The sequence below is a fragment of the Mesocryomonas lacus genome, from assembly GCF_055730135.2.
On the sequence record NZ_JBUZWE020000002.1, the window covers coordinates 345,129 to 364,533 of the forward strand.

A 19,405-nucleotide genomic window follows, 5' to 3' on the forward strand; every position below is an offset into this window, starting at 1 on the left:
GTCGGTCTTTTCGGTTCGCGGGCCGGAAGGCGGCGCATCGCGTCAAGGGGAGAGCGTCGCGGCTGAAGGGCCTGCGGCGGGCAGTCGCGTCCCGGTCCCCAGAGCGCTCAGAGCGCGCGCGGGGCCGGGCGGATAATTCGCAGGAGCGGAAGCCGGATCATGCCGCCTCTCTAGCAATACGCGCCGCGCGTATAAAGCGGAATTAGAAGGCGATGGCCGTGTCGAAGGGCGACAGGGGTGTCGCTGAGGCCAGCAGCCGGCGGGCCTCGGCGGTGTCGCGGTCCATCTGTGCCACCAGCGCCTCGACCGAGTCGAACTTCTCCTCGCCGCGCAGGAAGGCGAAGAGCGAGACCTCGGCGGTCTCGCCGTAGAGATCGCCGGAGAAGTCGAACAGGAAGGTCTCGAACAGCGCCGCGCCGTTGTCGAAGGTCGGGCGGCGGCCATAGCTCGCGACGCCGTCGTAGAGCGTGCCGTCTTCCCGCCGGAAGCGGACGGCATAGATGCCGTGGGCGAGGATATCGTCCCTTTCGAACGCCATGTTGGCGGTGGGATAGCCGAGCGTGCGGCCGATCTTGGCGCCGCCGGTCACTTCGGCCTCGATCGTCCAGCGGTAGCCGAGCAGCGCTGCCGCGGCGTCGACGTGGCCGTGCGACAGCGCGGTGCGGATGCGGCTGGAGGAGACGACGTCGCCCGCCGCATCGTTCAGCGCCTCGACCACGGTGACGCCGAAACCGTGCACGGCGCCGGCGCCGGCGAGGAAGGCGGGGGTGCCGAGCCGCTTGGCGCCGAACTGGAAGTCGAAGCCGACGACGACGTGCTTTGCCGCGAGAGCTCCGACGAGGACCTCCTGCACGAAGGCCTCCGCCGAGAGCGCGGCGACGGTCCAGTCGAAGGGGTGCTCCACCACGGCATCGAAGCCGAGCGCGCCGAGAAGGCGCGCCTTCATCGGCGCCGGCGTCAGCCGCGGCACCGGGTGATCGGGCTGGAACAGGCTGCGCGGGTGCGGCTCGAAGGTCAGGCAGACCAGCGGCACGTGCCGCCGCGCGGCCTCGTCGCGGGCGGCCGCCAGCACCGACTGGTGGCCGCGGTGGACGCCGTCGAAATTGCCGATCGCCACGACGCCGTGGCGCAGCGTCTCCGGCAGGTCGGCGGGATCGTGAAGCCGTTGGATCATCCGAGCGCGTACATGAAATAGCGGGCCGAGAGGTCCTGCTCGGCCAAAGCCGTCGCCAGCGCCTCGGGCGCGACGCCGGCGCCGCCGAGCTCCTCGCCGTGGATCCCTCCGACCACCAGCAGCGCATCGGCGCCGTAGCCGACGGCGCCCCGGATGTCGGTGTTGAGGCCGTCGCCGATGCACAGCACGCGGCGGGGATCGGTGACGCCGGCCGCTTCGGCGGCCACCGCATAGATCGCGGCATAGGGCTTGCCGGCCATCCGGACCTCGCCGCCGAGCGCTGCATAGTCGCGGGCGAGCGCCCCGGCGCACCAGATCAGCCGGTCGCCGCGGTGGACGACGATGTCGGGATTGGCGCAGATCATCGGCAGCTTGCGCCCGTTCAGCCGGGCGAGAAGGTCGGCATAGTCCGCCGGCGTCTCCGCCTCGTCGTTAAACAGGCCGGTGGCGATCACCGCCTCTGCTTCCTCTTCCGCCACCAGTTCGATCGGCAAGCCGACGAACAGGTCGCGGTCGCGGGCGGGGCCGAGGTGGAAGAGTTTCGTGCCGGCGGCGGCGATCAGGACGCGGGTCACGTCGCCGGAGGTGACGATCCGGTCATAGGCCTCGCGTGTCACGCCGAGCGTGTCGAGCTGGGCGGCGACGCCCTCGTTCGGCCGTGGCGAGTTGGTGAGGAGGATCACTTTTCGCCCCGTCCGTCTTGCGGCCAGCAGCGCCGCCTCGGCGCCCGGGGACTTCTTCTCGCCGTCGTGCACCACGCCCCACACGTCGCAGAAGAGGGCGTCATAGCCGGATGCGACCGCATCGAGCCCGGTGATAGCCTGGAGTTCCATGTCGATCCTGCTTGCCTGCCGCGCTGCTGCCGTGGCGATAAGCAGGACGGCGTCTCCGGTCAAGCTGGCCGCGCTGTCGCAGCGTGAGGGTTGTCATCGTCACGCCTTGCAATCGCCTCAGCGGAACAGGGCGCTGCCGATGCCGTTAACCGTGGCGTCGGACGTCGTCGGCACCCTCTGGACAGAGCTGCTGGCCATCGCCAACTAGTGTGCTTCGGGCTTTCGCCTTTGGGCATCCACGATTGCCCAGCTCCGCGTTTTCGCACTGCGAACCAAAGCTCGCTTCCATCACGTGGACTTGACAAACGGCTCCCTCAGGCCCTATCTCCGGCTCGCTAGCACTCTCCCTTGGTGAGTGCCAACATTCTCGAAGCGGATGCCTTTCGGGCTTCGCTTCCCCCAGCTGAAGGTCCAACGATCATGGCAACTGTCAACTTCCGTCCCCTCCACGACCGCGTCGTCGTTCGCCGCGTCGAGTCCGAGACCAAGACGGCCGGCGGGATCATCATCCCGGACACGGCCAAGGAGAAGCCGCAGGAAGGCGAGATCATCGCCGTCGGCGCCGGCGCGCGCGACGAGCAGGGCAAGATCCAGCCGCTGGACGTCAAGGCCGGCGATCGCATCCTGTTCGGTAAGTGGTCGGGCACCGAGGTCAAGCTCAACGGCGAAGACCTGCTGATCATGAAAGAGTCCGACATCATGGGCGTCGTCGGCTGATCGCCGCTCGACCCTGATCTGATCGACATCCTTTTCAACACGGTGCCGCCCGCTCTCGGGTCCACCGCTGGAGACCATCACAATGGCTGCCAAAGAAGTTAAATTCGGCCGTGACGCCCGCGAACGTATGCTGCGCGGCGTCGACATCCTCGCGGATGCCGTCAAGGTAACGCTCGGCCCCAAGGGCCGGAACGTCGTCATCGACAAGTCCTTCGGCGCCCCGCGCATCACCAAGGACGGCGTCTCCGTCGCCAAGGAGATCGAGCTCGAGGACAAGTTCGAGAACATGGGCGCGCAGATGCTGCGCGAAGTGGCCTCGAAGACCAACGACAAGGCCGGTGACGGCACCACCACCGCGACCGTTCTCGCCCAGGCCATCGTCCGCGAAGGCGGCAAGGCCGTTGCCGCCGGCATGAACCCGATGGACGTCAAGCGCGGCATCGACATGGCCGTCGCCAAGGTCGTCGAGGCCCTGCAGGCTTCCGCCCGCAAGATCGAGACCTCGGACGAAGTCGCCCAGGTCGGCACCATCTCCGCCAATGGCGAGAAGGAAATCGGCGCGATGATCGCGTCGGCCATGCAGAAGGTCGGCAACGAGGGTGTCATCACCGTCGAGGAAGCCAAGACCGCCGAGACCGAGCTCGAAGTCGTCGAAGGCATGCAGTTCGACCGCGGCTACCTCAGCCCGTACTTCGTGACCAACCCTGAGAAGATGGTCGCCGAGCTCGAGGACCCCTACATCCTCCTGCACGAGAAGAAGCTCTCGAACCTCCAGGCCATGCTCCCGGTTCTCGAGCAGGTTGTGCAGTCGGGCAAGCCGCTCCTGATCATCTCGGAAGACGTCGAAGGCGAGGCTCTTGCCACGCTCGTCGTCAACAAGCTCCGTGGTGGCCTGAAGATCGCCGCCGTCAAGGCGCCGGGCTTCGGTGATCGCCGCAAGGCCATGCTGGAAGACATCGCGACCCTCACAGGTGGCCAGGTCATCTCCGAGGACATCGGCATCAAGCTTGAGACCGTCACCCTCGACATGCTCGGCCGCGCCAAGAAGGTCTCCATCACCAAGGAGAACACCACGATCGTCGACGGCGCCGGCGCCAGCGAAGAGATCCAGGCCCGCGTCGCGCAGATCAAGCAGCAGATCGAGGAGACCACCTCGGACTACGACCGCGAGAAGCTGCAGGAGCGTCTGGCCAAGCTCGCCGGTGGCGTCGCGGTCATCCGCGTCGGCGGCGCGACGGAAGTCGAAGTCAAGGAAAAGAAGGACCGCGTCGACGACGCCCTCAACGCGACCCGTGCGGCCGTCGAAGAAGGCATCGTGGCCGGTGGCGGCGTCGCCCTCCTGCGCGCTTCCAACGCGCTGACCATCCAGGGCAACAACCAGGACCAGGAAGCCGGCATCACCATCGTGCGCCGCGCCCTCCAGGCTCCGCTTCGCCAGATCGTCACCAACGCCGGTGAAGAAGGCTCGATCGTCGTCGGAAAGATCCTCGACAACTCCTCGGTCACCTTCGGCTACAACGCCGCGACCGGCGAATATGGCGACATGATCCAGATGGGCATCGTCGACCCGGTCAAGGTTGTTCGTTCGGCTCTGCAGGACGCGGCTTCGGTCGCCGGTCTGCTCGTCACCACCGAGGCCATGATTTCGGAAGCTCCGAAGCGTGACGGCGGCAATGGCGGCGGCGGCATGCCAGGTGGCATGGGCGGCATGGGCGGCGGCATGGGCGGCATGGACTTCTAAGAAGCCTCGGCTTCTCTAGAAGACCTGACGGTCATCTACCTCAGAGGGCTCGCCAGCGATGGCGAGCCCTTTCTACGTCCGGCGGCCGCTTGCGGGGACAAGGTTGACTTGTCGCCCCGTTGGATGGTTCACCGGGAAAACGAATTGGTGAAGGCCCGACCGATGATGAACCGCATGGAAAGCGCCGGCGAGGCCAAAATCCGCTACCTCGACGGCGACTTCGAGATTCTGAAGCCCGGCGCCTACGTGCGCTGCGCCGTGACGTCCGAGGCGATCCCGCTCGACATGCTGCGCTATTGGAGCGTCGCCCGGCAGGAGGCCTATGCCTCGCCGGCTGCCTCGCTGAAGCGCGAGATCGAGGCGAACCCGGTGCTCGCCAAGAGAGCTGCCGCAGCCCGCTGAGCCGCGAATGCGCCGGTCGCCGGGGCCGACGCCTTATCCAGGAGATGAGCCAGCCTGGCGCCGTGCGAAGGCGTCCAGCGCCGCGCCGACGAATTGTCCTGGTGCGGCGTCGTCGGTGAACACCAGCCGGATGTCCAGGATTTCGATACGTTCAAGCAAGGCACGGGCTTCGGCCCCGCCCCCCGCGAGGCGCGCGGCGTCCTTGCGTGTGGTGACGAGCGTCAGACCGCCGCGAACGGCCGCTGCGTCGAGCGCCTGCAGCTCGGCGGTGGTAAAGTCGTGGTGGTCGGGGAAGTCGCGTGTCTCGGCGACGATCGCCCCGAGGTTTTCGAGGCTTCGGTAGAACTTGCCGGGATCGGCAATGCCGGCAAAGGCGAGGAACCGGCGTCCCGCAAGCCGCTCCGGCGCCTCCGGCACCAGCGTGGCGCGAAACACGGGCTTGCCGGATGGGGCGAGCCGCAGCAGTGCCGCTGCGCCGGCCAGCCCGTCGCCGATGACGAGGAGGGCATCAGCGTGGCGCAGCTGCACGCCGAGCGGCGCGCGCAGCGGGCCCGCGGGGATCACCCGTCCATTGCCGAGGCCGCGGCCGGCATCGATCACCAGCAGCGCGAGATCCGTGCGCAGCCGGGCCGACTGGAATCCGTCGTCCATCAGGATGAGGTCGCAGCCTGCCTCCCGGAGAAGACGGGCCCCTTGCTTGCGGTCGACGGCGATGGCGGTGGGGGCAAGGCCCGCGAGCAGCATCGGCTCGTCGCCGACATCGGCCGCCGTGTGCCGGGACGGGTCCACCAGCAGCGGCCCACCCAGCCGCCCGCCGTGACCGCGCGACAGGAAGCCCGGTCGCCGTCCCGCCGCGAGCGCCGCAGCCCCGAGCGCCAGGGCCGTCGGCGTCTTGCCGCCGCCGCCGGCGGTGAAGTTTCCGATGCAGAGGACGGGAAGCCCGGTCTCGGCGCGTTCGCCCCGATCGAGCGTGCGGCCGGCAATGGCGCCGTAGACAGCGGCGACGGGGGAGAGCAGCCGGGCCGTCAGCGAGGAAGGGCGCCACCAGAAGCCCGGCGCCGAACCGCCTCTCACAGTGTCACCGTGGCTGACCCGACCGGTCGAGGCTGATCGCGACCTTCAGCGGGTGGAGGAAGGGCTCCAGCGCCTGCATCGTGCGGCCGAGCGCGCCGCGCATCTCGCCGACGGTACCAGCCGCCGCTTCCGCCATGCGCAGCCGAAGGTCCGGCTCGGCCAGGAGTTGCGCCACCATCGCGCCGAGTGCCGCCTCGTCCTGCACCAGCCGCGCGCCGCCGTTTTTCAGGAGGCGCTGGTAGGTCTCGCGGAAATTCTGGACGTAGCGGCCCGACAGGATGGCGGTGCCAAGCATTGCCGCCTCCAGCGGGTTCTGCCCGCCCTGGCCGGCGAGCGAACGCCCGACGAAGGCGATGTCGGTGAGGCGGAGGTAGAGCCCCATCTCGCCCATGCTGTCGCCGAGGAAGATGTCGGTATCGTATTCCGGCAGCTGGCCGGTCGAGCGGCGCACCACCCGCAGGCCTTTTGCCGTGAACGCCTTCTCCAGCGCGTCGGCGCGCTCGACATGGCGCGGCACGATGATGGTGAGCAGTTCCGGGTGCTGTGGCTTGAGGCCGAGATGCACCTCGGCGGCCATCGCCTCCTCGCCCTCGTGCGTCGAGACTGCCGCCCAGACTGGACGCTGGCCGAGGGCACGCTGCAGCGGTACCAGCGCTTCCGGGTCGACCGGGGGCGGGCTGGTGTCGGCTTTCAGATTGCCGGCGACGCTCACCGCCCGGGCGCCGAGAAGATGATAGCGCTCGCCGTCGATATCGGACTGGGCGATGACGTGCGACAGGTTCTCGAGCAAGGCCTCGGCGATCGACGGCGCCGATTTCCAGCGCTTGAACGAGCGGTCGGACAGGCGGGCGTTGACGAGGATCTGCGGGATCCGGCGGCGGCCGAGTTCCAGCATGGTCATCGGCCAGATCTCGCTCTCGGCGACGATCGCAAGGTCTGGGCGCCAATGGTCGAGAAACCGGGATACCGAGGGGCGCAGGTCGAGCGGCACATACTGATGCACGACGGAATCGCCGAGCCGCTCGCGCACCATGGCGGCCGAGGTGACCGTGCCGGTGGTCATGACGATCTTGATGTTCTCGGCGGCGATCTCGCGCACCAGCGGCATCACGGCGTTGCTCTCGCCGACGCTTGCCGCATGCACCCAGATCAGCGGCCCGTCGCCCGGGCGCTCGGCACCGGGATAGCCGTAGCGCTCGCGCGCGCGGCCCGGCTCTTCCTTGCCGCGCGTGGTGCGCCAGCCGACATAGGAGCCGAGCAGCGGATAGGCCACGGCGCCGGCGACACGGTAGGCGGTCAGCGCGGTGCGCGCCCAGCCCTGGCTCATCGCGCTGCTCCCGCCACCATCGCCATCGCCTTTAAATTCGCCGCCTCGATCGCCGCTGTGACCGCCACGCGCTTTTCCTCCATCAGCGCCGCATCGGCGTCGGCGGGCACGAAGATCGGATCGCCCAGCACCACCGCCAGCTGGCCGAAGGGGAGGGGGATCGCCGTCTTGTCCCAGGAGCGCGCGATGATCCGGCGACGGCTGGTGACGGCGGCCGACGGAATGATCGGCCGGCCCGACAGCCGCGCAAGGGTGACGATGCCAAGGCCCGCCTGGCGCGGCGTGCCCTTCGGCACGTCGGCGATCATACAGACGCCGTTGCCTTCCGACAGAAGCCGCCGCAGCACGATCAGCGCCCGTGCGCCGCCCTTGCGCGAGACGGCATTGCGCACCCGCCCGCCGGAGCCGCGCACCGTCGCGATGCCAAAACGCTCGACCACGGCGGCATTGATCTCGGCGTCGGCATTGCGCGACAGCAGCGCGACATAGGGCAGCGTCACCGGCCGGAAGAACGGTGCCAGCAGATGCTGGCCGTGCCAGAGCGCGACGATGGCGGGATGCTCGCGGGTCAGCACCGCCGTGAAGTCGCTGGAGCCGGCGACCGGCTTCTGCGACCAATGGACGAAGCGCAGCGCGTCATGCAGCAGCCGGCCCGCCGCCGCGGTGACCTGCGGCTGGCGCAACAAGCGGCGGCCGATCCGCTTGATGCGCTGCTGCAGGCCCTGGCGCTTGCGTTTCGGCGTCCGGTCGGCCTCGCCGACGCGGCCCATCTCATCGCTCATCGCCATCACTGCGGTCTTATGGGGGACGCTCAAACGCCTTCCGGATCCAGAAGGCGGTGCATGTGCACGATGAAGTAGCGCATGGCGGCGTTGTCGACGGTTGCCTGCGCCTTGGCGCGCCAGGCGCTCAGGGCCGAGCCATAGTCGGGAAAGATGCCGACGATATCAAGGCCGGCAGGATTCTTGAAATCGACGCCTTCGAGCGTCTTCAGCTCTCCGCCGAAGACCAGATGAAGGCGCTGCTTGGATTCCTGCTCGGCAACCATGGCAATATTCCTCGTCCCAGTTCTGTCAGTTCGGATTAGGCCGCCGAAGCGGTCGCGGCAAGGCCGATCAGCGTCGGCAGGGCATGCCCAGCGGCGGCGATCAGCACGTCGTGCCGTCGGCCCTCCACCGTGTAGTGGGCCAACGCCCCGCCGAGATCGACGAGGGAGCCGCCGGCCCGCTCGAGGATCAGGTCGCCGGCGGCGACGTCCCAGTCGTTGGCGTGCGGGCGGATCAGCGTGCCGTCGAGCCGCCCGCAGGCGACGAGCGCCAGACGGTAGGCGAGCGACGGCGCATTGCGCGCATAGGCGATGCGGTTCTCGCCGTCTGCCCCGAGCGCGCGGCGCATCGGATCGGGCATCGAGACCTTCAGCCGGACGTTCGGTTCCGGCTGCGAAACGCTGAGCGGCGCGCCGTTCAGCAAGGCGGTGCCCCCGGCCGCCGCCGAAAACACCTCGCCGGTCGCCGGCACGTCGATGACACCGGCAATCGGCCGGCCCGCCTCGATCACCGCCACCGAGATGCACCAGGTGTCCTCGCCGCGGATGAAGGAGCGCGTGCCGTCGATCGGATCGATGACGAAGAAGCGCCGCGGCGCCTCGACGACCGCCTCGACGGTCAGCAGCGGGTCCGTCTCCTCCGACAGCCAGCCATAATCCGGCCGGGCCCCGAGGAGCGTCTCCTTGAGGTAGCGATCGACGGCGAAATCGGCCTCGCTCACCGGCGAGTTTCCCTCCTTCCACCAGACCTGCGGGTCCTGCCGGAAGTAGCCGAGCGCGATCCGCCCGGCCTCGCGTGCCGCGGTCTCGAGGAGGGCAAGGTCCTGTTCGGGGCTGGCGAGCGCCATCAGCTCCCCGCGACGGTCAGCGCGCCGAGGCCGAGCGTCGGGGCGACGAGGGAGTAGCGCAGGTCGAGATCGTCGGCGGCGACGAGTTGCTTGAGTATGTCGCTGAGATTGCCGGCGATGGTCACTTCCGACACCGGAAAGGTCAGCGCGCCATTCTCGATCATGAAACCGGAAATGCCGCGGCTGTAGTCGCCGGTGACCATGTTGACGCCCTGGCCGATCAGCTCGGTGACGTAGATCCCGTTGCCGACGTCGCGGATGAGTTCCTCCGGCGACATGGCACCCGGCGTCACCACCACATTGGTCGAGGATGGCGAGATGCCGCCGGACGAGCGCGAGCCGCGGCCGTTGGTGGCAAGGCCGAGCTCGCGGCCGGTGGCGCTGTCGAGCAGCCAGCTCTTCAAAACGCCGTTCTCGACCAGCGTCAGCGGTGCGCCGCGCACGCCCTCGCCATCGAAGGCGCGCGAACCCGGACGCCGGGCGAGCAGCGGCTCGTCGGTGATCGACATCGAGGCCGGCAGGATCGCCTCGCCCATCCGGTCCTTCAGGAAGCTCGTCTTGCGGGCGATGGCGGCGCCGTTGATCGCGCCGATGACATGGCCGATCAGGCCGCGGGCGACGCGCGGATCGAAGACGATCTGGTACTTGCCGGTCGGCACCATGCGCGGGCCATGCCGGCGTACGGCGCGTTCGCCCGCCCGGCGACCGATCTCGGCGCAGTCCTCGAGATCGGCCCAGTGGATCCGCGAGTCGAAGTCGTAGTCCCGCTGCATCTTGACGCCTTCGCCGGCGATGACGCTGACCGAGCGCGAGAAGCCCGAACGCATGCGCCAGCCGGAAAAGCCCGACGACGTCACCAGCACCAGGCCGCTGATGCCGATCGACGCGCCGGCGCCGCCAGAATTGGTGACGCCGGCAACCGACCGCGCCGCGTCCTCCAGCGCCATCGCCTCCTCGACCAGAGTCTCGCTGGAGATGTGCGTGTCGTCGTAGAGGTCGAGGTCGATCTCGTCCGTCGCCAGGAGGTCGGGGTCGGCAAGCCCGGCATAGGGATCCTCGGGCGAGACCTTCGCCATCGCGACCGCCCGCTCGACCAGCGGGCCGATGTCGGCGCGGATATCGGCGGAGACGGTGGCGACGCGCTGGCCGACGAAGACCCGGAGCGAGACGTCCTCGCTCTCGGCCGATTCGGTGTCCTCTACCTTGCCGAGCCGCACCGAGGCGCCGCGCGAGTGCGAGCGCACCACGGCAGCGTCGGCTGCGTCGGCGCCGGACCTCAACGCTTGGTCGATCAACCGCCCCGCCGCGTCGAGGAGCCGCTGCGTCTCGTGATCCATTGGATTGCCTGCTGGGGGATTGCCTGCTGGTTTCTGCATCTGGAACATTTATGGTGCGGCGCGCCGGAAGCCAAGCGGCGGCGGCGGCTTTTCGTCCCGCCCCGTGCGGCCGACCGGCGCTCCTTCGCCTCGAAACGAGATGGTCCGTCCCGTGGAAGCCCCGACGTCGATATTTCTGGAAGCCGTCCTCCTCCTCGGCGGCGGCATCCTCGCCGGCACGATCTTCAAGCGTGTGGGGCTCGGAACAGTGCTGGGCTACCTCTTCGCCGGCATTGTCATGGGCCCCATGCTGCGGCTGATCGACGGCGACGGCGAGGAGATCCTGCATGTCGGCGAGCTCGGCGTGGTGTTTCTTCTCTTCATCATCGGCCTCGAGCTGAAGGCGAGCCGGCTCTGGGCGCTGCGCCGCCAGATCTTCGGCCTCGGCCTCACCCAGGTCGTCGTCACCGGCGGGCTTCTCATGGTCGCCGCCGTCCTCCTCGGCATCGACTGGCGCGCCGCCTTCGTCATCGGTTTCGGTCTTGCACTGTCCTCAACCGCTTTCGGCCTGCAGGTGCTGGAGGAGGCGGGGGAAACCAACACGCGGCATGGCCAAGCAGCCTTCTCGGTGCTGCTGTTCCAGGACCTCGCTGTCGTGCCGCTTCTGGCGCTGCTGCCCTTCCTAGCGCCCTCGACCGGGGAGGCGGCGCATTTCGACCTCGCGCGCTTTGCGCTGTCGATCGGCGCCATCGTCGCGCTGCTGGCCGCCGGACGTTACCTCCTCAATCCGCTGTTCTCGTTCATGGCGCGCTCGGGCGCGCGCGAGGTGATGATCGGGGCGGCGCTGTTCGTGGTGCTGGGATCGGCGCTGCTGATGCAGGCGGCGGGCTTCTCGATGGCGATGGGCGCCTTCATGGCGGGCGTGATGCTGGCGGAATCCTCCTACCGGCACGAGCTCGAGGCCGATATCGAGCCGTTCCGCGGCATCCTGCTCGGCCTGTTCTTCATCGGAGTCGGGCTGTCGCTCGATCTCGGGGTGATCCTCCGGCACTGGCCGGCAATCCTCCTCGTCACGCCGGCGCTGCTCCTCGCGAAATCCGCGGTGCTCTATGCTGCCTCGCGTTTTTTCGGCGAGACGCAGGACACCGCGACACGGGTGGCGGCCCTCCTGCCGCAAGGCGGTGAGTTCGCCTTCGTTCTGTTCGCCGCTGCGGCTTCGGCTGCGATCTTTCCGCCGGAAACCTCGTCGCTGCTGGTCGCCATCGTCACCCTCTCGATGGCGCTGACGCCACTGACGGTCTGGCTCGGCGGCCGGCTGTCGCCGGAGGCAGAGGCCGAGCAACTCGATGAGGATTTCGAAGGCGCCGGCTCCTCGGTCCTGATGATCGGCTTCTCGCGCTTTGCGCAGATCACCGCACAGGTGCTTCTCACAAACGGCACCGACGTCACCATCATCGACTCTTCCGCCGAGCGGATCCGCAACGCCGCTCGCTTCGGCTTCCGGATCTATTTCGGCTCGGGCCTTCGCCGCGACGTGCTCGAGGCGGCCGGCATCCGCAAGGCCAAGATCGTCGCCGTCTGCACCAACCACCAGGAAACCACCGACCAGATCGTCGATCTCATCCGGTCGGAGTTTCCGAACGTCCGGCTCTACGTGCGCTCCTACGATCGCAACCATTCGCTGTCGCTGCTGTCGCGCGGCGTCGAGTATGAGCTGCGCGAGACGCTGGAGTCGGCGCTGGTGTTCGGCGGTGAGACGCTGCAGGGGCTCGGCGTCAATGACGAGGTGGCGGAGGCGATCGTTGACGATGTCCGCCGCCGCGATACCGAGCGGCTGAAGCTGCAGCAAGCGGAGGGCATCTATGCCGGCGACACCGCCGCCCCCGGCCGCAAGGCAACGCCGGAGCCGCTGGTGCCACCGAAGCTCAAAGGCCCGGCGGGCGAGGGCAAACCCGCCGTCCGCCGCCGCCCGCGTTTCACGGCCCGCTTGCGCAATCGGCAGGCAGCCGAAGATAAATAGCTTGCGGCCGGCATCGCTTTTCGCGGGTGCCGGTCGAACTGGCAGCTACCATTTGTCGAGCTCGGTCTCGCTCTTCAGCGCCTTGCCGCCGTCCTCCTGTTTGACGAGGTAGGCTGGCTTGTCCTCGTCGGCGTTGCGGGTGACCTTCTTGCCCTTGATCGTCTTCGTCACCTTGTCGGTGAAGGCCTCGACGACCTCGCCTTCCGCCTCGCCCTTGCCCCAGGACCAGGTGACGTCGTCGCCCTTCTTAAATTCGGTCATGTCGTCTCTCCCTTGGCTGTCGTGCCTAGCTCATGTGCTGGTTCGTGCGGCCTCAATGCACGGTGGGCAAGAGCCGTTCCGTCTGGTCTCGACGCGTGCGCACCTGTCGCATCCAGACCTCGGGAACCCCCGCCGGAAGGCTGCCGTTGACGCTTCAAACACTGCCTGACGGACGCCATGAACAAGCATCTCTTCCGCCACGCCGAACGGATCGGCCTCCAGATCGTCGACCCGCAGGATTTCGGCATCGAACGCCTGCATCACGAGGATGGCCCGCGGATCTGCTTCGCCGCCGGTGACGAGGTGTCTGATCCCACGTTGCGGGCGCGCATCAATGCGCTGGTGATCCCGCCGGCCTGGCAGGACGTGAAGATTTGCATCGAGGCGAACGGCCACATCCAGGCAATCGGCCGGGACGAGAAGGGGCGCCTCCAGTACCGCTACCACGACGACTGGGTGAACGTGCGCAACGCGGTGAAGACCGAGCGGCTGCTGCGCTTCGGCAAGGCACTGCCCAAACTGCGTCGGCGGATCGAGAAGGACATCCGTCGCAAGGATTTCGGCGAGGCGGCTACCGCCGCGACCGCGGCACGGCTGATCGATCTCGCTGCGATGCGTCCGGGGCACGAGAAATACGCCGCCGATGGCGGTCGCGGCGTGGCCTCGCTGCGCAAGCAGAACCTGCGCATGACGCCGAAAGCCGCGGTGCTGAATTTCATCGGCAAGTCGAACAAGCCGCACCGCATCGACATCGCCGACCGGCCGGTGCTCCGATCGCTGGCACGGTTGCGCAAGCTCAAGGGCCCGAGGCTTTTCGCTTTCCGGAATGGTGGACTGAAGCCGAAGCTGCTGACTGCGACGCTGCTCAACGGCTACCTCCGCGACGCCGCCGAAGCGCGCGTCTCCGCCAAGGATTTTCGCACCTTCCACGGCTCGGCGGAGGCGCTGCGGTTTCTGATTGAAGAGGCCGGCGTGGAGCAGACCAGCGACACCAAGCGCAAGCGGGCGGTGGCCGCGGCCATGAAGGCGGCGAGCGAACTTCTGCGCAACACGCCGACAGTCGCCCGCGCCTCTTACGTCCACCCCGAGATCGTCAGCGCCTATGAGGAGGAACGGCTTGATCCCGACCTTCTGAAAGGTCGGTCGCGCCAAGGCCTGACCCGGGTTGAGACCGGCCTGATGCGGTTCCTCGAGGAAGTCGCGACTCGGCCGTAAGCCGGTGTGAAGCGCTTCATTTAAACCGAATGGCGCCAAGTCCGTTTCTGGCGCAGGTCACCCGAGGCGTACGCAAAAAGGGCGACCCGAGGGCCGCCCTTTTCCGTTGGACAGTATCCGATGCGTCAGTAGCGCGAGACGCGGGCTGGCTTCGGGCCGACGGCGTAGGCGCCGGCGCCGTTGGCGGCCAGCAGCAGGAAGCCGCCGGCAAGGCCGATGTTCTTCATCAGCGCAGTCGGCTCGCCGATATGGGCGATATAGCCGGTGAACAGGCAGAACAGCGCGAGCAAGATGCCGACGATGCGGACCTGGAAGCCGATCAGCACGCAGACGCCGCCGACGAGTTCGCAGAGGCCGACGAGATAGGCCATCGCCAGCGGCTGCGGCAGGCCCATGCCGCCGAGCATGCCTGAAAGGCCCTCGGCGCCGCCAGTCAATTTGCCGAAGCCAGCGACGATGAAAAGAACCGACAGGAGCACCCGGCCGATAAGGAGGAGAAGGTTGGAATTCATGGACTGGGTTCCCGACAAAGGTTGATGGCGCGCTGTAGACTAGAAAACCCTGCGCCGCAGGAGAAGCCGGCGGCAACGGATCGTTCACCGAAACGGCACGGCCCGTCCCACGGGAGACAAGCCGTACCGAATGGGGCGGACGATCAGCCCGGGCGGGTCATCGCCGCGGGCACGACGATCCGCTGATAGTCCTCGGCCGAGACGAGGCCGGAGGCGACCGCCTCCTCGCGCAGCGTGGTGCCGTTGTGGTGCGCTGTTTTGGCGATCTTGGCGGCATTGTCGTAGCCGATGGTCGGGGCGAGCGCCGTCACCAGCATCAGCGACTGCTCCATCAGCGCCTTGATGCGGTCCTCGTTGGCCTTGATGCCGTCGACGCAGTGCTCGCGGAAACTGTCCATCGCGTCGCCGAGGAGGCGGATCGAGGAAAGCACGGCGTTGGCGATCACCGGCTTGAAGACGTTAAGCTCGAAATGCCCCTGGCTGGAGCCGACGGTGACGGTCGTCTCGTGGCCGAACACCTCGACGGCGACCATGGTCATTGCCTCGGCCTGGGTCGGGTTGACCTTGCCCGGCATGATCGAGGAGCCCGGCTCGTTCTCCGGCAGCGACAGTTCGCCAAGGCCGGAGCGCGGGCCCGAGCCGAGGAAGCGGATGTCGTTGGCGATCTTGAAGAGGTCGGTCGCCAGCGCGTTCAGGCTGCCGTGGAAGAAGGTCAGTGCGCCGTGCGAGGCGAGCGCCTCGAACTTGTTGCCGGCGGTGCGGAACGGATGGCCGGTGAGGCCCGCGATCTCGGCGGCGATCGCCGTGTCGAAGCCAACCGGGGCGTTGAGGCCGGTGCCGACGGCCGTGCCGCCCTGCGCCAGCGCCAAGACGTCGCCGAGCGCCTGCTCGATGCGCCGGCGGCCGAGGTGCAAGGCTGCGGCATAGCCGGAGAATTCCTGGCCGAGGGTGATCGGCGTCGCGTCCTGGGTGTGGGTGCGGCCAATCTTGATGATGTGGTCGAACTCTTTGGCCTTGGCGTCCAGCGAGGCGAACAGCGCGTCGATGGCGGGGAACACCCGCTTCATCGTCTCCACCACGACGGCGACATGCATGGCGGTCGGGAACACGTCGTTCGACGACTGGCCCATGTTGACGTGGTCGTTCGGGTGGACCGGCTTCTTCGAGCCCATCTCGCCGCCGAGCATCTCGATCGCCCGGTTCGAGATGACTTCGTTGACGTTCATGTTGGTCTGGGTGCCCGAGCCCGTCTGGTAGACGACCAGCGGGAAGTGATCGTCGAGCGCTCCGGAGATCACCTCGTCGGCGGCCTTCTCGATGGTCGCGGCAAGGTTCGCGTCGAGCTTGCCCATGCGCGTGTTGACGCGCGCCGCTGCCTTCTTGACGAGGGCGAGGGCGTGGATCAGCGGCAGCGGCTGCTTGTCGGTGCCGATCTTAAAGTTGTGCAGGGAGCGCTCGGTCTGCGCTCCCCAGTAGCGGTCGGTGGCGACCTCGATGGCCCCGATGGAATCGGTCTCGCGGCGTGTCGTCATGTGCCCAGCTCTCCGGTTCAGGAGGCTGGGCAATGCGCTCCGGTCGCAGCCCAGGCCTCGTACAGCGCGCCGAATTCGGCCTGGGTGCCGGCGACGGGCTCGCGCCCCTTGCCGGGGTTCCAGCCCCATCCGACGAGATCGTCCTTTGCCATGTGCTCGACGAGTTCGGCAAGCGTCTTGCCGCCGTTTCTGTTCTGGTCCTTGATCTGCACGCAGATCTCGGCCAGCGTCTTGCCCTCCCAGGCCATCTCGATCGGCGCGAGGTGCCAGTTGGGATTGCCGGGGATCGACTTCAGCGTCGCGGCCTGGCCGACGACGTCGACATTGGCCGGGCCGTGGCAGGTGGTGCACTGCATGCCGGCCATGCCGAAATTCGCCTCGCCGCGCGACACCGGCGGCTGGTGCTTGGCGAGATTGTTCTGCAGCGGGCTGTCGCCCTTCGGGTGGCAGTTGACGCAGCGGGGATCGAGCAGAACCTTGCCGGTCTCCTCGAAGATCGCGATCGAGCGCTCTTTCTCGTCCTTGATGCTGTCGAAGGCCGAGACCGGCTTCAGCGTCTTCGCCTCGGCGGTCTTCTCCTGAGCATTGGACAGGGTCGGTGCCATCAGCGCGACGACGATGGCGATGGTCGCGGCAAGGCCCGCCAGCACGAGGATAGGCTTCACGTTACGCACCTTCAGGACACCACGACATTGACGATCGGCAGCTGCCGCACCGGCGAACCGGTGAGCTTGCGCCAGGCATTTGCGACGGCGGGGCCGACGGGGGGCACGCCGGGCTCGCCGACGCCGGTGGGCGGCTCGGTCGAGGGGATGATCGAGACCATCACCTCGGGCATCTCGTTGATGCGGATCGAGCGGTAGTCGTGGAAGTTCGACTGCACGATGCGTCCGCCGTCCCCGAGCGTCACCGCGTCGAACAGGACGGCACCGAGGCCGTAGCCGACGCCGCCCTCCATCTGCGCGGTGATGACGTTCGGGTTGATCGCGACGCCGCAGTCGACGGCGACCCAGACCTTGTGGACGCGCGGCAGCTTGTCCTCGCCGATCGAGGCCTCGACGATCTGCGCGACGAAGGTGCCGAAGCTCTCGACCACGGCGACGCCGCGCTCGCGGCCCGCCGGCACCGGGGCACCGCCCCAGTCGGCCATCTCCGCGACCTTCTTCAAGGTCGCGACATGCCGCGACTTCGGATCGAGCAAAGCGAGGCGTCCCTCGACGGGATCCTTGCCGGCCTTTTCCAGGAGTTCGTCGACGAAAGTCTCGACCGCAAAGCCCGTATGGGTGTGGCCGACAGAGCGCCACCAGAGCGCCGGCACCGGCAGCGTGGTGTTGTGCGATTCCACCTTCAGGCTCGGAATGGCATAGGGCAGGTTGGAGGCGCCCTCGACCGAGGTCTGGTCGAGCGTCGCCTTGGCCATGATCGACTGGCCGACGATCACCTGATGCCAGCCGGTGATCTCGCCTTCTGCACTGACGGAAGCCTTCATGCGGTGGGCGTACATCGGGCGGTAATAGCCGCCGCGGATGTCGTCCTCGCGCGTCCACATGTGCTTGACCGGACGGCTGCCGCCCGACGCCTTGAACACCTCGGCGGCCTCGCGCATGTAGGGCGAGCCGAACTGCGCACGGCGGCCGAAGCTGCCGCCGCCGAGCTGGGTGTTGACGCGGATCTTCGCCTCGTCGATGCCGAGCACCTGGGAAAGTGCCTGCCGGTCCTGGCCGGGGAACTGCGCGCCGTTGTAGCAGTCGATCGAGCCGTCCGCGTTTTTGACGATGACGGCGTCGAGCGGCTCCATCGGCGCATGCGCGAGGAAGGGGAAGACGAGATCGGCTTCCAGCGTCTTCGCGCCCTCGGCCGTGAAGGCCTTCTCGACGTCGCCCTTGTTGGTTGCCTCGAAACCCTTCTCGGTGAAGAGCTTGGTGTAGTCAGCGGTGATCTCTCGGCTCGAGCGGGTCTCGGCCTTGGCGAGGTCCCATTCGATCACCAGCGCGTCGCGGCCCTTCAGGGCGGCGAAGGTGTTCTCGCCGTAGACGGCGACGCCCTGCGGGATCTCTTTCACGTCGACGACACCCGGCACCTTCAGCGCGGCTGCAGCGTCGAAGGATTTCACCGTCGCGCCGAAATGGTCGGGGTGGGCGACGACGGCGATCAGCATGTTGTCGGCGAGGACGTCGAGCGTGAAGATCGCCTTGCCGGTGGACTTCGCCTCGGTGTCGAGCTTCGGCAGCGACTGGCCGATCAGGATGAAGTCCTTCGGGTCCTTCAGTGTTGGCTCGGCCGGCGGGGTCTCGGTCGCGGCCTTCTCGGAGAACGCGCCGAAGCCGCTTTCCTTGCCGGAGGCTGCATGCGCGATGCGGCCCTTGGCGACGGTGATCTCGGCAGCGGGAACGCCCCATTCCTTGGCGGCAGCGGCAACCAGCATGGCGCGGGCGGTGGCGCCGGCCTTGCGCAGCTGGTCGTAGGAATTGAAGATCGCGGTCGAGCCGCCGGTGCCTTGCAGGCCGAAGGCAAGGTTGGCGTAGATCTTGTCGTCGGCGGGCGCGTGGACGGCGCGCATCTGGCTCCAGTCGGCGTCGAGTTCCTCGGCGACGATGGTGGCAAGGCCGGTGAACGGGCCCTGGCCGAACTCGATGTGCTTCGACAGGATCGTCACCGTGTCGTCGGCGGCGATCCTGACGAAGGCGTTGAGCTCGCGGAGCTCTGCCCCGCCGCCGGCCTCGACGCCGTTCGCGGTCATGCCGCGGGCAAAGCCCTTGGGCGACAGCGCCAGGCCGATGACGAGGCCGCTGCCGAGGAGAAAGCTGCGGCGGGTGGTGGTGTGAATGGTCATCGCTCAGCCCTCCAGCGTGCCGGCGGCGTTGTGGATCGCCTGGCGGATGCGTTGATAGGTGGCGCAGCGGCAGATGTTGCCGGCCATGGCGCCGTCGATGTCGGCATCCGTCGGCTTCGGCACGGTCTGCAGCAGCGAGACGGCGGACATGATCTGGCCGGACTGGCAGTAGCCGCACTGCGGCACGTCGATCGCGACCCAGGCGGCATGCACGGCCTCGGCCTCGGCACCCTCGACGCCCTCGATGGTGATCACCTCGGAGCCGTCGACGGTGGAGATCGGGGTGATGCAGGAGCGGCGGGTCATGCCGTCGAGATGCACCGTGCAGGCGCCGCATTGGGCGACGCCGCAGCCGTATTTGGTGCCGGTGAGCTTCTCGACGTCGCGGATCACCCACAGGAGCGGGGTCTCGGGGTCGCCGTCGAAGGTCTTTTCCTGGCCGTTCAGCGTGAAGGTAATCAAGGTGCCGCTCCCTCGGAGAGTCCCGGCGCCACGGGGTCGGGCCGCAGGCTGCCGGCGTCTAGTTTGGGGCAATTCTAATCTGCAGGGGGAAAA

At 67.8% G+C, this 19,405-nt stretch carries 20 protein-coding genes; 6 read left to right on the top strand and 14 right to left on the bottom strand.

The genetic code is table 11. From position 1 onward, the window contains the following. Nucleotides 1-202: 202 nt before the first annotated feature. A complete protein-coding gene (locus ACZLZY_RS04550) occupies nt 203-1,174 on the bottom strand; it encodes a bifunctional riboflavin kinase/FAD synthetase (protein WP_472932252.1) in 972 nt (323 codons plus the stop codon). Continuing rightward, the gene (locus ACZLZY_RS04555) at nt 1,171-2,007 is read right to left on the bottom strand and encodes a TIGR01459 family HAD-type hydrolase (RefSeq protein ID WP_472932253.1); all 837 of its coding nucleotides are present in this window, start codon (nt 2,005-2,007) and stop codon (nt 1,171-1,173) included. The genes ACZLZY_RS04550 and ACZLZY_RS04555 overlap by 4 nt, the downstream gene beginning before the upstream one ends. Between ACZLZY_RS04555 and ACZLZY_RS04560 the strand changes: the two genes are divergently transcribed. The 4 genes from ACZLZY_RS04560 to ACZLZY_RS04575 all read left to right on the top strand — a co-directional run bounded on the left by ACZLZY_RS04560 (nt 2,006) and on the right by ACZLZY_RS04575 (nt 4,867). Then, the gene (locus tag ACZLZY_RS04560; RefSeq protein WP_472932254.1) at nt 2,006-2,215 is read left to right on the top strand and encodes a hypothetical protein; all 210 of its coding nucleotides are present in this window, start codon (nt 2,006-2,008) and stop codon (nt 2,213-2,215) included. The genes ACZLZY_RS04555 and ACZLZY_RS04560 overlap by 2 nt on opposite strands. A gap of 212 nt (nt 2,216-2,427) precedes the next feature. Further along, nucleotides 2,428-2,724: a co-chaperone GroES gene (gene groES / locus ACZLZY_RS04565; protein WP_188849147.1), complete on the top strand. Its 297-nt coding sequence runs from the start codon at nt 2,428-2,430 to the stop codon at nt 2,722-2,724. 82 nt (nt 2,725-2,806) lie between these two features. Next, nucleotides 2,807-4,465, top strand: coding sequence for a chaperonin GroEL (gene groL, locus ACZLZY_RS04570; protein ID WP_472932255.1), 1,659 nt, complete (start codon nt 2,807-2,809; stop codon nt 4,463-4,465). A gap of 162 nt (nt 4,466-4,627) precedes the next feature. Next, a complete protein-coding gene (locus ACZLZY_RS04575; protein ID WP_472932407.1) occupies nt 4,628-4,867 on the top strand; it encodes a DUF2093 domain-containing protein in 240 nt (79 codons plus the stop codon). Between the two features lie 33 nt (nt 4,868-4,900). On the opposite strand, the gene lpxK is transcribed toward ACZLZY_RS04575, so the two are convergent. The 6 genes from lpxK to ACZLZY_RS04605 are packed head-to-tail and all read right to left on the bottom strand — an operon-like array spanning nt 4,901 to nt 10,498. Continuing rightward, on the bottom strand, nt 4,901-5,941 hold the full coding sequence (lpxK, locus tag ACZLZY_RS04580) for a tetraacyldisaccharide 4'-kinase (RefSeq protein WP_472932256.1): 1,041 nt from the start codon (nt 5,939-5,941) through the stop codon (nt 4,901-4,903). Nucleotides 5,942-5,945: 4 nt separating this feature from the next. After that, on the bottom strand, nt 5,946-7,268 hold the full coding sequence (waaA, locus tag ACZLZY_RS04585) for a lipid IV(A) 3-deoxy-D-manno-octulosonic acid transferase (RefSeq protein ID WP_472932257.1): 1,323 nt from the start codon (nt 7,266-7,268) through the stop codon (nt 5,946-5,948). Then, a complete protein-coding gene (locus ACZLZY_RS04590; protein WP_472932258.1) occupies nt 7,265-8,083 on the bottom strand; it encodes a lysophospholipid acyltransferase family protein in 819 nt (272 codons plus the stop codon). The genes waaA and ACZLZY_RS04590 overlap by 4 nt, the downstream gene beginning before the upstream one ends. Next, entirely contained in the window at nt 8,080-8,316 is a 237-nt protein-coding gene (locus tag ACZLZY_RS04595; protein ID WP_472932259.1) for a DUF4170 domain-containing protein, read from the bottom strand. Before ACZLZY_RS04595 ends, ACZLZY_RS04590 begins: the two co-directional genes overlap by 4 nt. A 35-nt stretch (nt 8,317-8,351) precedes the next feature. Further along, complete coding sequence (locus tag ACZLZY_RS04600) at nt 8,352-9,161, bottom strand: 3'(2'),5'-bisphosphate nucleotidase CysQ (protein ID WP_472932260.1); 810 nt, start codon at nt 9,159-9,161, stop codon at nt 8,352-8,354. Beyond that, nucleotides 9,161-10,498: a TldD/PmbA family protein gene (locus ACZLZY_RS04605; protein ID WP_472932261.1), complete on the bottom strand. Its 1,338-nt coding sequence runs from the start codon at nt 10,496-10,498 to the stop codon at nt 9,161-9,163. Before ACZLZY_RS04605 ends, ACZLZY_RS04600 begins: the two co-directional genes overlap by 1 nt. A 139-nt stretch (nt 10,499-10,637) precedes the next feature. Between ACZLZY_RS04605 and ACZLZY_RS04610 the strand changes: the two genes are divergently transcribed. Then, a complete protein-coding gene (locus tag ACZLZY_RS04610; RefSeq protein WP_472932262.1) occupies nt 10,638-12,497 on the top strand; it encodes a monovalent cation:proton antiporter-2 (CPA2) family protein in 1,860 nt (619 codons plus the stop codon). A 45-nt stretch (nt 12,498-12,542) separates the two neighbouring features. Here ACZLZY_RS04610 and ACZLZY_RS04615 read toward each other — a convergent pair whose 3' ends face one another. Then, nucleotides 12,543-12,758: a hypervirulence associated TUDOR domain-containing protein gene (locus ACZLZY_RS04615; RefSeq protein WP_472932263.1), complete on the bottom strand. Its 216-nt coding sequence runs from the start codon at nt 12,756-12,758 to the stop codon at nt 12,543-12,545. Nucleotides 12,759-12,935: 177 nt separating this feature from the next. Between ACZLZY_RS04615 and ACZLZY_RS04620 the strand changes: the two genes are divergently transcribed. After that, the gene (locus tag ACZLZY_RS04620) at nt 12,936-13,973 is read left to right on the top strand and encodes a DNA topoisomerase IB (RefSeq protein WP_472932264.1); all 1,038 of its coding nucleotides are present in this window, start codon (nt 12,936-12,938) and stop codon (nt 13,971-13,973) included. Nucleotides 13,974-14,098: 125 nt separating this feature from the next. Here ACZLZY_RS04620 and ACZLZY_RS04625 read toward each other — a convergent pair whose 3' ends face one another. The 5 genes from ACZLZY_RS04625 to ACZLZY_RS04645 all read right to left on the bottom strand — a co-directional run bounded on the left by ACZLZY_RS04625 (nt 14,099) and on the right by ACZLZY_RS04645 (nt 19,312). After that, nucleotides 14,099-14,485 carry a DoxX family protein gene (locus ACZLZY_RS04625; RefSeq protein ID WP_472932265.1) on the bottom strand — a complete coding sequence of 129 codons (387 nt, stop codon included), beginning with the start codon at nt 14,483-14,485 and terminating at the stop codon, nt 14,099-14,101. Between the two features lie 143 nt (nt 14,486-14,628). Continuing rightward, entirely contained in the window at nt 14,629-16,017 is a 1,389-nt protein-coding gene (fumC, locus tag ACZLZY_RS04630) for a class II fumarate hydratase (RefSeq protein ID WP_472932266.1), read from the bottom strand. A gap of 17 nt (nt 16,018-16,034) precedes the next feature. Beyond that, a complete protein-coding gene (locus ACZLZY_RS04635; protein WP_472932267.1) occupies nt 16,035-16,682 on the bottom strand; it encodes a multiheme c-type cytochrome in 648 nt (215 codons plus the stop codon). Nucleotides 16,683-16,693: 11 nt separating this feature from the next. Beyond that, nucleotides 16,694-18,850, bottom strand: a complete 2,157-nt coding sequence (locus tag ACZLZY_RS04640; RefSeq protein WP_472932268.1) for a xanthine dehydrogenase family protein molybdopterin-binding subunit — start codon at nt 18,848-18,850, stop codon at nt 16,694-16,696. Nucleotides 18,851-18,853: 3 nt separating this feature from the next. Then, on the bottom strand, nt 18,854-19,312 hold the full coding sequence (locus ACZLZY_RS04645) for a (2Fe-2S)-binding protein (RefSeq protein ID WP_472932269.1): 459 nt from the start codon (nt 19,310-19,312) through the stop codon (nt 18,854-18,856). Nucleotides 19,313-19,405 lie beyond the last annotated feature (93 nt).